Source organism: Achromobacter sp. Marseille-Q4954, assembly GCF_943737025.1.
Classification (GTDB): Bacteria; Pseudomonadota; Gammaproteobacteria; order Burkholderiales; family Burkholderiaceae_B; genus Achromobacter; species Achromobacter bronchisepticus_A.
The window spans coordinates 1,739,757-1,752,927 of the sequence record NZ_CALSFQ010000001.1; the positions used below are offsets into that span (position 1 = coordinate 1,739,757).

The window sequence follows — 13,171 nt, forward strand, 5'->3', positions numbered from 1 at the left end:
CCATGTACATCGCCCGCGCGGCGGACGTAACATAAGCCTCAGTCCGTGTGAGGCGGCAGGGTTCAAACAGCCAGAAAGTTCACCGTGCCCGGACAGGGCGCAAAGGCACCTATGATCTCGCTTACGCCCGTTCAATCACTGCTGGCATGCTGCCTCGTCCTGGTCATCGGACGCGTGCTCACCACCAAGATCGGCGTCCTCGCCCGCTACAGCATTCCGGACCCCATCGTCGGCGGCCTCCTGTTCGCCGTACTGGCCTACCTGCTGGCGACCTGGGGCGGCATCTCCGTCTCGCTGGAAACCAGCATCAAGCCGACCTTGCTGCTGCTGTTCTTCGGCAGCATCGGCCTGACCGCCAACCTCAAGCTGCTGGCCAAGGGCGGCCCCAGGCTGATTGCCTTCCTGCTGGCCCTGATCCCGTTCCTGGTGCTGCAGAACGCCGTCGGGCTGGGCATGGCCTGGCTCCTGGACATGCATCCGCTGATGGGCCTCTTGGGCGGCACCATCACGCTGGTGGGCGGTCACGGCACGGGCGCGGCCTACGCCACGCGCTTCGCCGACTTCAACAACATCCAGGACGTGATGGCGCTGGCGATGACCGCCGCCACCCTGGGGCTGGTGCTGGGCGGCGTGGTGGGCGGGCCGGTGGCCGAATGGCTGATGCGGCGCCACAAGCTGGCCGGCAGCCTCGACCACGCGCCCGGCGACGGCCACGAGCCTGCGGACCTGATGGAAAACGCGCCCGCGTCCTCCGCCGGCTCCTACATCGTGTCCCTGACCGCCGCCCTGGTCTGCCTGGTGGTCGGCGGCTACCTGGCGGCCTTGGTTGAGGACGCCCCGGTCAGCCTGCCGAACTTCCTGTGGTGCCTGGCCACGGGCGTACTGATCCGCAACGGCGGCGAAAAGCTGGGCCTGAAGCTGGACGACCGCGCCACCGAAATCATCGGCACCATCTCCCTGTCGCTGTTCCTGGGCATGACGATGATGACGCTGGACCTGTCCAGCGTGGCGCGCCTGGCCGGCCCGCTGGCCCTGATGCTGGCGGTGCAGACCCTGGTATGCGCGCTGTATGCCGCCTGGGTCGTGTTCCGCATGCTCAAGCGCGACTACGAAGCAGCCATCATGTCGGCCGCGTTCTGCGGCTTCGCGCTGGGCGCGACCGCCACCGCCATCGCCAATATGCAGGCGCTGACGCGGCGCCATGGCCCGGCGCCGGAAGCGTTCATCGTCGTGCCGGTCACCGGCGCCTTCCTGGTCGACATCCTGAACGTAATCGTGCTGACCTCGCTGATCTCCTTGCCGTTCGTGGGAGGCATGTGACCATGTTCAAACGCCTTGTCATTCTGAGCTTCTGCCTGCTGCTGGCGGCCTGCGGCCGCGCGCCCGATACCGACGCCCTGCGCGCCGACGTGGAACGCAGCCTGGCCACCGCCTACGGCGCGGACCTGTTCCGTATCGCCGGGATCAAGCGCATGGGATCGGCCTCGGACAGCAGCGCCCCGGCGGGCGAAACCCGCCGCGTGGTCTATTACGACGTCGAACTGGACCTGGCGCGCAACATCACCCTGGGCGCCTGGGACCAGCCCGGCGCCGCCGCGCTGGTCACGCTGCTGGGCGCCGGCCCGCGCAGCATCAGCGGCGTGAAATCCGGCGGCAACCAGGCGGGCGACCGCATCGTCGCGCACGCCAGCGCCATCTACCGCAAGGAAGGCGACGCCTGGAAGCTGGTGACCCCGGCCGGCTTCAAGGCGGCCGAGGCGCCCAACCTGGACACCGGCGCGCCGCCGCCCGTCACGCGCCAGCTGCTGGACACGCTGGACCAGATCACCCATTCGGTTTCCTACAGCGCCTCCAGCACCGCGCAGCACGTAGTGCAACAGGAACTGGAACGCTCCGTGGCGCGCATCAACGGCCGGCTGGCCCGCATGCAACAGGGCTACCCGCTGGCCGGCGGCCCGGACCGCGGCGAGTATGTGGCGTTTGCGCGCGCCCTGAGCGACGTCGCGCGCAAGCAGCAGATCCGGGTCTCGCCGCTGATCACGGGCGGCGGCGCCGAGAACATCGCGCTGCTGCGCAGCGGCGACGCGGTGGTGGGACTGGCCCAGGCCGACACGGCGCGGCTCGCCTATGACGGCAAGGGGCCATTCGCGGGCCAGGGTCCCTTCACCGGCCTGCGCGCCCTGGGCAGCCTGTATCCGGAACTGGTCCATATCGTGGTCCGCGACGACGCCGCCCTGCGCGGCGTACGCGATCTCAAGGGCAAGACCATCGCCCTGGGGCCGGAAGGCTCGGCGGTGCGCGCCACGCTGGAAACCGTGCTCGCCGCCCATGGCCTGCAGGCCGGCCGCGACTACACCGTGGCCGACACGCCCTTCACCGAGTCCTTGCCGGCGCTGAACTCCGGCAAGGTCGACGCCGCCGCCCAGGTCATCGGCGTGCCCGCCACGCCCTTGCGCGATGCGCTGACCCAGGCGCGACTGAAGCTGCTGCCGCTGGACCCCGCCGCCATCAAGGCGCTGACCGGGGCCGAGGACAACGCGCTGATGCCGCTGGACATCGCCGCCGGCACCTACCCCAACCAGGCGGAGCCGATCCCCACGGTGGGCATGGCGGCGCTGCTGCTCACCACCGCGGACCTGACCCGGGACGAGGCCCTGGTGATCGTGCGCGCGGTCTACGTGACCGGGCAGGACCTGCTGGCCGCCGGATCCGCCCAGGGCGCCCAGGTAGGGCTGGCGACCGCCCGCCGCGGACTGACCGTGCCGCTGCACGACGGCGCCCAGGAAGGGCTGGCCAAGCTTGAACAGGCCAAGCCGCAATGAAGCCGGTTGCGCTTATGATTGCGCTCCCTACCAGGAATCCCCATGAATAAATTCGATCTGCAGAAAAACCAGGCCCTGAAGCTGGCCGGCCAGCTCAAGCAAGCCTCCACCCCGGACCGCTTCGGCACCGCTTCGCAAGTGCCCGACCGCCGCGAACAGCGCAAGCTGGACCAGGCCGCCGGCCTGGTGCCGTTCCCCCTGAAGCTGTCGCAGGCCCACGCCGACAAGCTGCGCGCCCTGGCGGCCGAACGCGGCGTGTCGACCAACGACATCGTGGCCGAAGTGCTGCAAAACGCGCTGGACAAGTAAGCGCATGCATATCTGGGTCGATGCGGACGCCTGCCCCGCGGTCATCAAGGACATCCTGTTCCGCGCCGCCCAGCGCTGGCAACTGCCGCTGACGCTGGTGGCCAACCAGATGCTCTACACCCCGCCCTCCCCGCTGATCCGCGCGGTGCAGGTGCCGCGCGGCTTCGACGTCGCCGACGCCCACATCGCCGAACGCGCGTCCGAGGGCGACCTGGTGATCACCGGCGACATCCCGCTGGCCGCGCAAGTCCTGGAAAAAGGCGCGATGGCCCTGAACCCGCGGGGCGAACGCTATACGCCGGAAACGATCCGGGAGCGGCTGGCGTTGCGGGACATGATGGAAGAGCTGCGGGCCAGCGGCGTGGATACCGGCGGCCCGGCAGCATTCAGCCAGGCCGACCGCAAGGCCTTCGCCAATCAGCTGGACACCCTGCTGGCGCGCGCGGCGCGCAAGACGCAGCCGGGCTCGGCAAGCGGTCAATAGAAGGTGATGTAGGCCTTGTAGATGATCGTGCCCAGGGCCGTGATCAGGCCTATGCCCATCAGTCCCATGCCGATATTGCGGTCGCGCAGCCCGAAGCCGACCAACATGAGCGCCACGCCGGCGACGATGATGATCAACATGGTATTGGTGTGCTCGGACATGACCTTCTCCTGTTCGCCTATGCCTGGCCCCACGGGCCAAAGCCTTTGTTATCAATGATAGTCAGGCTCGCATGCGACGCGGCTCAATCGACGTGAGTCCGCTTGCGACAAATCAAGAGAAGGGTAATGAAAGGGACGGTTCAGCGCAATGGCTTGCATGCCATATGCAAAGCGCCCGGATTTAAAGGCGTGCCCAATGTGGCCTGAGCGCAAAACAAAAAAGCCAACCTCGCGGTTGGCTTTCTTTGCTTTGCGTCTTTTTTAACCTTGGTACGCCGACAACGATAAGCCTGAGGCTTACGTCATCTTCCAAGGGTCTTTGGTGGGTAGTACTGGGTTCGAACCAGTGACCCCTGCCGTGTGAAGGCAGTGCTCTACCACTGAGCTAACCACCCCGAAAGAGGCGAAATATTAGCACGTTTTTTTGAACGCGTGCAAGTCGCCTCGAAAAAACTTTATGCGGCCGCCACTGGCGCGTCGATCTTGCGCCAGGTGCACGCCCCGCCCACGGACTTATCCAAGGCCGCGAGATAGTTTTCGTGCTCGGCCAGTTCCGCCTCGCTGGCCTTGATCACGGGCAGGCCCGAAGCGTCGAAGCGGGCCAGTTCGATACCATTGCCGCCGCCGCTGGCGCCGTCGTCCACGTCGATCAGCAGCGCGTCCTGGCCGCGGGTCATGGCCAGCCAGACTTCCGCCAAGAGCTGCGAGTCCAGCAATGCGCCGTGCAGGGTGCGGTGGGCGTTGGAAATGCCGAAGCGGTCGCACAGAGCGTCCAGCGAATTGCGCTTGCCTGGGAACAGCGAGCGCGCATGCAGCAGCGAGTCCGTGACCGTTTCGCAGTACTCGGTGACCGGGCCGCGCCCGGTCTTGGCGAGTTCGGCGTTGAAGAACTTGACGTCGAACGCCGCGTTGTGCGCGATCAGCTCTGCGCCCTGGATGAACTTGACGAATTCGTCCGCGACATCGGCGAAGCGCGGCTTGTCGGACAGGAACTCGGTAGTCAGGCCGTGCACCGCCAGCGCCTCGGGGTCGCTGTCGCGGTCCGGGTTCAGGTAGATGTGCAGGTTGTTGCCGGTGGTCATCCGGTTGACCATCTCCACGCAGCCGATCTCGACGATGCGATGGCCCTGGGCAGGGTCCAGTCCGGTGGTTTCAGTGTCAAAGATGATCTGGCGCATAACTTATTCCGACGCTTGGGCAGGCGCGGCGGGCTGCGCGTGCGGCGCCGGAGCGGGGTCCGGATGATGCGCTGCGCTGCCGGCCTGGCCGGGTTTCTTGCGTGCGGTGGCGATCAAGGTGTAGGCCACCGGCACGACGAACAAGGTCAGTAGTGTACCCAGCATCAGCCCGCCCACCAGAACCCAGCCGATCTGCTGGCGCGATTCCGCCCCCGCGCCCGTGGACAAGGCCAGCGGCACGGTGCCCAGCACCATGGCGCCGGTCGTCATCAGGATGGGGCGCAGGCGCAGCACGCTGGCTTCGACCACCGCCTCGAACAATTCCTTGCCTTCGTCGCGCAGCTGGTTGGTGAATTCGACGATCAAAATGCCGTGCTTGGTGATCAGCCCCACCAGCGTGATCAGGCCGATCTGGCTGTAGATGGACAAGGTGCCGCCGGTCAGCCACAGCGCCAGCAGCGCGCCGGTCATGGACAGCGGTACCGACAGCATGATGATGAAGGGATTGCGCCAGCTTTCGAACTGCGCGGCCAGCACCAGGTAGATGAAGGCCAGCGCCATGGCGAAGACCAGGTAGATGCTGCCGGAGGAATCGCGGAACTCGCGCGACTGGCCGTCCAGGTCGGTGACGATGGTGTTGGGCAGCACCTCGCGCGCCACCTGATGCATGTGCGTCAGGACTTCGCCCAGCGCGTAGCCGGGCGCCACCGCGCCGTCGATCTTCACGGCGCGCAGGCGGTTGAAGTGGTTCAGCGATTGCGGCGACACGCCCTCATGCACGCCCAGCAGGTTGTCCAGCTGCACCATGCTGCCGTCGCGCGCCCGCACGTAGATGCCCGAGATATCGGTGGGGTTGGCGCGGTCGCGTGGCGTCACCTGCACGATCACGTCGTACTGTTCGCCTTCGTCCTTGTAGCGCGTGACCTGGCGGCCGCCCAGCATGGATTCCAGGGTGCGGCCCACGGTGTCCACATTGGCGCCCACGTCGGCCATCTTGTCGCGGTCCACGCGCACCCGCAGCTCGGGCGTATTCAGGCGCAGGTCGGTGTCCAGGTTGATCAGGCCGGGATACTTGCGCAACTCGGTCAGGAACACTTCGGTCAGGCGCGACAGCTCGGCGTAGGACGCCTGGCTCATGATGATGAATTCCACCGGCTTGGAACGCGCTGACTGGCCCAGCGACGGCGGGTTGGTCGGGAATGCGCGCACCCCGGGCAGCGAGGCGAATTGCGGCTGCAGCTGCTGCGTGATGGCCTGCTGCTTGCGGCTGCGCTCTTCCCAGGGTTTCAGGCGCAGGATGGCGGTGCCGTCGGTCACGGTAGGAAAGCCCACGGTCACCTGGCTGCCGCTGGCCTCCGGAATGTCGGAGTAGAACTTTTCGATGCCCAGCATGCTTTCCAGCGTGTAGTTCAGCGTCGCCCCTTCAGGCGAGCTGACGATGCCGAACACCACGCCGCGATCCTCGATGGGCGCCAGCTCGCTCTTGACCACCTTGAACAGCACGCCGCTCGCGGCCGCGACCGCCAGGCCGATGGCCACCACCACCCAGCGGTGGCGCAGGGCCAGCGCCAGCGCGCGCCGGTAGCCGTTGCTCATGCCGTTGAGCCAGCCTTCGATCAGGTTGTACCAGCGGCTGTGGCTGCTCTGGTGGCGCAGCAGCACCGAGCACATCATGGGCGTAAGCGTCAGCGCCACGAAACCGGACACCAGCACGGCGCCGGCCAGCGCCAGCGCGAACTCGATGAACAGCCGCCCGGTGCGGCCCGTGGCGAAGGCCAGCGGCGCGTACACGGTGACCAGCGTCATGGTCATGGCGACCACCGCGAAGCCGATCTCGCGCGAACCGCGCAGCGCGGCCTCCTTGCGCGGCATGCCCTCTTCGATGTGGCGGAAGATGTTCTCCAGCACCACGATCGCGTCGTCCACCACCAGGCCGATGGCCAGCACCATGGCCAGCAGCGTCAGCGTGTTGATGGAAAAGCCGAACAGGTACATCAGCGCGCAGGCGCCCACCAGCGACACCGGAATGGTGACGATGGGGATGATGCTGGCGCGCAGGTTGCGCAGGAAGAAGAAGATCACCAGCACCACCAGCACGATGGCTTCGCCGATGGTGTGGAACACGGAATCGATGGAGCGTTCGATGAACACCGACGAGTCGTACGCGATGTTCAGCTTCATGCCGGCCGGCAGGTTCTCGTTCAGGCGCGCCACTTCCTCGCGCGCCGCCTTGGACAGTTCCAGCGGGTTGGCGGTGGACTGGCGCGTCACGCCGATGTTGATGGCGGGCTTGCCGTTGAAGCGCGACAGCACGCGGTCGCTGGCGGCCGCGATCTCCACGTTGGCCACGTCGCGCATGCGAACCGGATAGCCTTTGACGTTGGCGACGATCACGTTCTCGAACTGCGCGGGCGTCTGCAGGTCGGTAGAGGACACCACCGAGAACTCGCGGGCTCGCGATTCGATGCGGCCTGCCGGAATCTCGACGTTCTGGCTGCGCAGCGCGGCCTCCACGTCCTGCACGGTCAGGCCGTAGGCGGCGAGCTTGTCGCGGTCCACGTAGATGCGCATGGACGGCAGGCGTTCGCCGAAGACGCGCACCTCGGCCGCGCCCGGCAGCACCGACAGGCGGGTCTTGATGTAGCGGTTGATGTAGTCCGAGGTCTGGATCGCGGAATACGATCCGGACTCCACCGCGATATAGATGATGGGTTGGGAGTCCGCTTCGACCTTGCCGATGATGGGCTCGTCGATCTCGTCGGGCAGGAAGCGCCGCGCGCGCGAAACCTTGTCGCGGACTTCCGCGGCCGCGGCGTCCGGGTTGCGGGACAGGTTGAACTTGATGTTGATGAGGCTGCGTTCCGAGCGGCTGCGCGAGGTCATCACGTCCACGCCTTCGATGCCGGCCAGCTGGTCTTCCAGCGGCTTGGTCACCTGCGACTCGATCACCTCGGGCGAAGCGCCCTTGTAGGTGGTGTCCACCGACACGATGGGCTCGTCGATCTTCGGATACTCGCGCACGGTCAGGCGCGAATATGAAATCAGGCCGATCAGCACGATGATCAGCGACAGGACCGATGCGAACACCGGCCGCTTGATGCAGGTTTCCGAGATACGCATTGCGCTACCGCCAAAAATGGAAAAAGGCCGGCGTCACGCGCCGTTGCCCAGAACGGTCACCGCGGCGCCGTCCGTCACCCGCTGCAAGCCCGACACCACCAGTTGGTCGCCCGCCGCCACCCCGGTCAGGATTTCGACGCGGCCCTCGCGGCGCTCGCCGATGGTGACCTCGCGCCGCTCGGCCACGCCGTTCTTGACCCGGTAGACGTACTGCGTCGCGCCCGAGGGCGACAGCGCGGCTTCCGGCGCGACCAGCGCCTTGTCCTGGCTGAACTGCAATTGCACTCGGGCGAACATGCCCGGGCGCAGCACCGCATCCTTGTTGGCGACCGTGGCGCGCAGCAGGATGGAGCGCCCGCCCGCGTCCACCAGCGGGCTCACCGCATAGACCACGCCCTGGCGCTCCTGGCCGGGCAGCGCGTCCATGCGCAGCGTCAGCGGCTGGCCCACGCCCACCTTGCTCAAATACATTTCAGGGACGCGGAAGTCGACCTTGAGCGGATCGATCGCCTCCAGCGGGGCCAGGTCCTGGCCCTGGTTGACGTAGTCGCCCACCGACACGCTGCGCAAGCCCGCAATGCCGCCAAATGGCGCCGAGATCGTCATCTTGTCCAGCCGCGCCTGCGCCAGCGCCACGGCGGCTTCCTGCACCTTGAGCGTGCTGGCGGATTCGTCGCGCGCCTGCTGGCTGACGAAGCCCTTGCCCTGTAGCTCGACCGAGCGCCGGTAGTGGCTTTGCGCCAGCGTCAGGTTGGCGCGGGCCTGGGCCAGCTCGGCGCGCGGCACGGAATCGTCCAGGCGGATCAGCACGTCGCCGCGCTTGACCGGCTGGCCTTCCTTGAAGTCGATCGACTGGATGCGGCCCGCGACCTCCGGCCGCAGCACCACGGACTCGTCGGAACGCAGGCTGCCCACGGCCGAGATGCCGCGCGCGAACGGTATTTCCTGGGCGGCGGCCACCTCGACCCGGACCGGCACGGCGCGCGTGACCAGGGGCGCTTGAACGGCGCCGGGTTGCGGACTGGCGGTTCCGTGGTCGAGCCAGCGCGGCACAAAAATGCCGAGCGCGGCCCCCGCGGCCAACCCTGCCGCTACGGCGGCGAGCAGTACTGCTTTTTTCATGCGCGAATGTGGCGGTATTGCGGCGCGGGCCTGGCATGCCCCCACGCGGACTGCGCCGCAGGAACTGGAATGAGGGTTGGCACTTTAGCACCCGGATTTACATACTGGAACAATCCTGAAGCCGGATGAAAGAACTAAATCCGCCCCAGAGGGCGGATTCGAGGGTATATCCCGATGCCCTCAGCCCCGGCGGGCCGATTCCACGCCCATGTTGGCCAGCTGGTCGGCCCGTTCGTTGCCGGGATCGCCGGCATGGCCGCGAACCCAGCGCCAGGACACGGTATGGCGCTGTACCTGTTCGTCCAGCAGTTGCCACAGCTCGGCGTTCTTGACCGGCTTCTTGTCGGCCGTCATCCAGCCGCGCCGCTTCCAGTTGGCGAGCCATTCGGTCATGCCCTTCATCACATACTGGGAGTCCGTATGGATGGTGACCGTGCACGGACGCTTGAGCGCGCGCAGGCCCTGGATGACCGCCAACAGTTCCATCCGGTTGTTGGTGGTCTGGAGTTCGCCGCCATGCAGGGTCTTTTCGTGGCTGCCGGCGCGCATCAGCACGCCCCAGCCGCCCGGACCGGGATTGCCCTTGCAGGCGCCGTCGGTCCACATTTCCACTTTCTGCTCGTTCGCTTTGTCGTCCTGCATGGTGCTGCTTGGTATTCCTTGCAAAAAAATTGGCCCCGCGGCGCGGGGCTGGGCCCATCAGGAGCCGTCGTCCGCGTGGCGGTTGACCACCACGGACGCGGCGCGGGCGCGTTTGGGCTTGGCCTTCTTCCAGGCCGGGCCAATGATACGCATGCCGGCTACCCGCTTGACGGCCGACACCAGATAGACCGCGCCGCCCACGCTCCACCAGCGGGCGCCCGCCGACTCCAGGAAGGACCAGCGCTGCAGCCACTTTTCGCTGCGGCAGGCCGGCGCGTAGCAGCCGAAGTGGCTGCTCTCGACCTCGAGCGACAGCAGCTTGAACCAGTCCTTCAGGCGCGGCAGGGACACCTGGGATGACGGCGGCTGCGGCAGCCAGGGTTCCATGCCGGGCATGCGCGTGCGCGCGCCCCACATGCTCCAGGGATTGAAGCCCGAGATCACCACCCGCCCTTCGGGCACCAGCACGCGCTCGACCTCGCGCAGCACGTTGTGAGGATCCTCCGCGCACTCGAAGGCATGCGGCAGGATCAGGAGGTCCACGCTCTGGGACTCGAACGGCAAGGCCTCGGGTTCGGCCAGCACTACCCGCGACTGCCAGGCGGCCGTGCTTTCCGCGGACGGGGTCTCGCCGCCCACGTAGCCCTTGAAGGGCATGCGGTTGGCGCGCAGCAGATTCATGTCCGCCAGGCCCACCTGCCAGGCGTAATATCCGAACACGTCCGCGACAGCCGCGTCGAACTGCGCCCGCTCCCAGGCCAGCACGTACTGTCCCGGCGGCGTCTGGAACCATTCGGCCAGTTCTACAATCGGCGGAGTATCTTCTGCCACGTTCTATTCCTTCGAATCCCATGCAAGCCTTGACCGCCCCCACAGGCGGCCGCGATCGCAACGCCGCGGTCTTGCCGCTACCCGCCTTCAATGACAACTACATCTGGGCCATCGTCCGCGGCAATGAAGCCGCCGTGGTGGATCCCGGCGACGCCGGCCCGGTGCTGCACTGGCTGGCCCAGAACGGCTTGAGACTGCGCGCCATTCTACTCACGCACCATCACGGCGACCACGTGGGCGGCGTACCGGAATTGTCCCGCATCGAGGGCATCACCGTATACGGCCCCGCGCATGAGCAACTGCCGCGCTGCGACGTGCGCCTGGCGGAGGGCGACCGCGTGGCGATCCCGGAACTGGACCTGGACCTGGCCGTGCTGGACGTTCCCGGACACACCGCCGGCCACATCGCCTACTACGGCCGCGCGGCCGGTATGGAGCCGGTTCTGTTCTGCGGCGACACCCTGTTTGCGGCGGGCTGCGGCCGTCTTTTCGAAGGCACTCCGGCGCAAATGCATGATTCTTTAGGGAAATTTGCTGTTTTACCGCCAGATACACAGGTTTTTTGCGCACACGAGTACACTCTAGCGAACTTGCGCTGGGCCTTGGCAGTCGATCCGGCCAACCGCAGCCTGCAACAGTGGCACCAGCAGGCCCAGCAATTACGAGCAGAAGGTCTTCCCACGCTTCCGTCCACCATCGGGCAGGAACGCGCGGCCAATCCGTTTTTGCGCACGCAAGAAGTTGAGGTCGTCCACGCCGCAGAGCGCTGGGCCGGCCGCAGCCACGCTACGCCGGTAGAGGTTTTTGCCTCCCTTCGTGAATGGAAGAACGATTTCAAGTGACAACCTGATGAATCTATCCCGACTCCTTCTGCCGCTCATGCTGGCAGTCCTCGCCGGTTGCGCAGGAACCAAAGCCCCCGATAGCAAGAACCTCACCACCAATTCGCAAGGGCGATACATCGCCCGCGACACGTCCCGGACGGTTGACCTGACCAACCCGCCCGCCGACGCCTGGGACCGCATCCGCCGCGGTTTCGCCATTCCCAACCTGAACACCGACCTCTCGCAGCAGTGGACCGACTACTACGCGTCCCACCCCGAGTCGGTGCAGCGCATGGCGGAACGGGCCGGCAAGTACCTGTATTTCATCGTCGACGAGATCAACCGCCGCGGCCTGCCGACCGAGCTGGCGCTGCTGCCCTTCGTCGAAAGCGCCTACAACCCGACCGCGCTGTCGCGCGCCCAGGCGTCCGGCCTGTGGCAGTTCGTGCCGGCCACGGGCCAGCACTTCAACCTGAAGCAGGACTGGTGGCGCGACGAGCGCCGCGACCCCATCGCCTCGACCAACGCGGCGCTGGACTACCTGGAAAAGCTGTTTGAAATGCAGGGCGACTGGTACCTGGCGCTGGCCTCGTACAACTGGGGCGAAGGCTCGGTGCAACGCGCCATGGCCAAGAACGAAGCGGCCGGCCAGGGCACGGACTACCTGTCCCTGAACATGCCCGACGAAACCCGCAACTACGTGCCCAAGCTGCAGGCCATCAAGAACATCATCGCCGATCCGCAGCGCTATGCGGTGGCCCTGCCCCCGGTGGGCAATACGCCCTACTTCGTGACGGTCCAGAAGAACAGCGACATCGACCTGGAAATAGCCGCCAAGCTGGCGGAAATGCCGCTGGACGAATTCAAGGCCCTGAACCCCTCGTTCAACCGCCCCGTGATCCGCGGCGACCACGGCCCCACCCTGCTGCTACCGGCCGACCGTGTCGAAATCTTCAACGCCAACCTGACCAACTACAAGGGCGATCTCAGCGCCTGGAAGATCTACCACTCGCGCCGCGGCGAATCCTACGCCTCGATCGCCAAGCGTTTCGGCGTGAGCGAAGCCACGCTGCGCCAGACCAACGACATCGGTTCGCGCCAGAAATCCGCCTCCGGCCAATCCCTGCTGGTGCCGGGCGAGCCCGGCACGGGCGGCGTGCAACTGGCCTCGCTGGCCACGCCGGTGGGCGCGCTGGACTCGGCGCCGTCTGACAACAAGGCCGCCGCCCCGCGCGGCCGCGCCGCCCAGGCGCCGGCTGCCCGCGTGGCCAGCGCCCGCCCCAATGTCCGCACCCACAAGGTGCGCCAGGGCGACACGCTGTTCTCGCTGGCCAAGCAGTACGGCACCTCGGTCGACGCGCTGCGCGCGCTCAACAACATCAAGGGCAGCGCCCTGAAGGTGGGCTCGCAGCTGCGCGTGCCGGGTACCAACGCCCGCGGCTGATTGGCGCAGAAACAATAAAGACGCACCATGAAACGACCCCAGAAGTTGGACTAGTGTCCGACTTCTGGGGTCGGTCCATTTTCGGCCGGTGATTTCTATGGAAAATTGCTCCCAATCGGCCGAGAAACCATGCGTCGTCAAGCGCAAGCGCAACAAGCTGCATAGGGAACGGCCCGCAGTAGATTGATTGGCAGGTTCGCTTGCCGCATACCTAGCTCTCTTCTCTTAGACTTG

Annotated in this window: 12 protein-coding genes and 1 tRNA gene; 6 read left to right on the top strand and 7 right to left on the bottom strand. The window is 66.5% G+C overall.

The annotated features are described in order from the left end of the window. Nucleotides 1-111 precede the first annotated feature (111 nt). From gltS to NGK62_RS08155, 4 genes are read left to right on the top strand one after another with little or no spacing between them, the layout of a single operon-like run. The gene (gene gltS / locus NGK62_RS08140) at nucleotides 112-1,320 is read left to right on the top strand and encodes a sodium/glutamate symporter (RefSeq protein ID WP_118932575.1); all 1,209 of its coding nucleotides are present in this window, start codon (nucleotides 112-114) and stop codon (nucleotides 1,318-1,320) included. Continuing rightward, the gene (locus tag NGK62_RS08145) at nucleotides 1,317-2,822 is read left to right on the top strand and encodes a TAXI family TRAP transporter solute-binding subunit (RefSeq protein ID WP_251877972.1); all 1,506 of its coding nucleotides are present in this window, start codon (nucleotides 1,317-1,319) and stop codon (nucleotides 2,820-2,822) included. Before gltS ends, NGK62_RS08145 begins: the two co-directional genes overlap by 4 nt. A 42-nt stretch (nucleotides 2,823-2,864) precedes the next feature. Beyond that, nucleotides 2,865-3,131 (top strand): hypothetical protein, encoded by a 267-nt coding sequence (locus NGK62_RS08150; protein ID WP_054458453.1) that lies wholly within the window; start codon nucleotides 2,865-2,867, stop codon nucleotides 3,129-3,131. A gap of 4 nt (nucleotides 3,132-3,135) precedes the next feature. Further along, the gene (locus NGK62_RS08155; protein ID WP_059372950.1) at nucleotides 3,136-3,615 is read left to right on the top strand and encodes a YaiI/YqxD family protein; all 480 of its coding nucleotides are present in this window, start codon (nucleotides 3,136-3,138) and stop codon (nucleotides 3,613-3,615) included. On the opposite strand, the gene NGK62_RS08160 is transcribed toward NGK62_RS08155, so the two are convergent. From NGK62_RS08160 to NGK62_RS08190, 7 genes are all read right to left on the bottom strand, one after another. Next, nucleotides 3,609-3,776: a hypothetical protein gene (locus NGK62_RS08160; RefSeq protein WP_118932573.1), complete on the bottom strand. Its 168-nt coding sequence runs from the start codon at nucleotides 3,774-3,776 to the stop codon at nucleotides 3,609-3,611. The genes NGK62_RS08155 and NGK62_RS08160 overlap by 7 nt on opposite strands. A gap of 320 nt (nucleotides 3,777-4,096) precedes the next feature. Next, nucleotides 4,097-4,171: transfer RNA gene (locus NGK62_RS08165), tRNA-Val, on the bottom strand. A gap of 60 nt (nucleotides 4,172-4,231) precedes the next feature. Beyond that, nucleotides 4,232-4,954 (bottom strand): DNA polymerase III subunit epsilon, encoded by a 723-nt coding sequence (gene dnaQ, locus NGK62_RS08170; protein WP_118932572.1) that lies wholly within the window; start codon nucleotides 4,952-4,954, stop codon nucleotides 4,232-4,234. Between the two features lie 3 nt (nucleotides 4,955-4,957). Continuing rightward, nucleotides 4,958-8,074 (bottom strand): efflux RND transporter permease subunit, encoded by a 3,117-nt coding sequence (locus NGK62_RS08175; RefSeq protein WP_118932571.1) that lies wholly within the window; start codon nucleotides 8,072-8,074, stop codon nucleotides 4,958-4,960. Nucleotides 8,075-8,107: 33 nt separating this feature from the next. Continuing rightward, nucleotides 8,108-9,196: an efflux RND transporter periplasmic adaptor subunit gene (locus NGK62_RS08180; protein WP_059372944.1), complete on the bottom strand. Its 1,089-nt coding sequence runs from the start codon at nucleotides 9,194-9,196 to the stop codon at nucleotides 8,108-8,110. A 180-nt stretch (nucleotides 9,197-9,376) separates the two neighbouring features. After that, nucleotides 9,377-9,838: a ribonuclease HI gene (gene rnhA / locus NGK62_RS08185; protein WP_059372942.1), complete on the bottom strand. Its 462-nt coding sequence runs from the start codon at nucleotides 9,836-9,838 to the stop codon at nucleotides 9,377-9,379. Nucleotides 9,839-9,895: 57 nt separating this feature from the next. Continuing rightward, nucleotides 9,896-10,669 carry a class I SAM-dependent methyltransferase gene (locus NGK62_RS08190; RefSeq protein ID WP_118932570.1) on the bottom strand — a complete coding sequence of 258 codons (774 nt, stop codon included), beginning with the start codon at nucleotides 10,667-10,669 and terminating at the stop codon, nucleotides 9,896-9,898. 20 nt (nucleotides 10,670-10,689) lie between these two features. Between NGK62_RS08190 and gloB the strand changes: the two genes are divergently transcribed. Further along, nucleotides 10,690-11,511, top strand: a complete 822-nt coding sequence (gene gloB, locus NGK62_RS08195) for a hydroxyacylglutathione hydrolase (protein WP_251877975.1) — start codon at nucleotides 10,690-10,692, stop codon at nucleotides 11,509-11,511. 7 nt (nucleotides 11,512-11,518) lie between these two features. Then, nucleotides 11,519-12,937, top strand: coding sequence for a transglycosylase SLT domain-containing protein (locus NGK62_RS08200; RefSeq protein WP_059372931.1), 1,419 nt, complete (start codon nucleotides 11,519-11,521; stop codon nucleotides 12,935-12,937). Nucleotides 12,938-13,171: the final 234 nt, after the last annotated feature.

Coding starts and splice junctions, on each gene's coding strand:
- NGK62_RS08175 (WP_118932571.1), bottom strand. CDS start 8,074: ATGCGTATCTCGGAAACCTGCATCAAGCGGCCGGTGTTCGCATCGGTC.
- NGK62_RS08200 (WP_059372931.1), top strand. CDS start 11,519: ATGAATCTATCCCGACTCCTTCTGCCGCTCATGCTGGCAGTCCTCGCC.
- NGK62_RS08160 (WP_118932573.1), bottom strand. CDS start 3,776: ATGTCCGAGCACACCAATACCATGTTGATCATCATCGTCGCCGGCGTG.
- gloB (WP_251877975.1), top strand. CDS start 10,690: ATGCAAGCCTTGACCGCCCCCACAGGCGGCCGCGATCGCAACGCCGCG.
- NGK62_RS08180 (WP_059372944.1), bottom strand. CDS start 9,196: ATGAAAAAAGCAGTACTGCTCGCCGCCGTAGCGGCAGGGTTGGCCGCG.
- dnaQ (WP_118932572.1), bottom strand. CDS start 4,954: ATGCGCCAGATCATCTTTGACACTGAAACCACCGGACTGGACCCTGCC.
- gltS (WP_118932575.1), top strand. CDS start 112: ATGATCTCGCTTACGCCCGTTCAATCACTGCTGGCATGCTGCCTCGTC.
- NGK62_RS08155 (WP_059372950.1), top strand. CDS start 3,136: ATGCATATCTGGGTCGATGCGGACGCCTGCCCCGCGGTCATCAAGGAC.
- rnhA (WP_059372942.1), bottom strand. CDS start 9,838: ATGCAGGACGACAAAGCGAACGAGCAGAAAGTGGAAATGTGGACCGAC.
- NGK62_RS08150 (WP_054458453.1), top strand. CDS start 2,865: ATGAATAAATTCGATCTGCAGAAAAACCAGGCCCTGAAGCTGGCCGGC.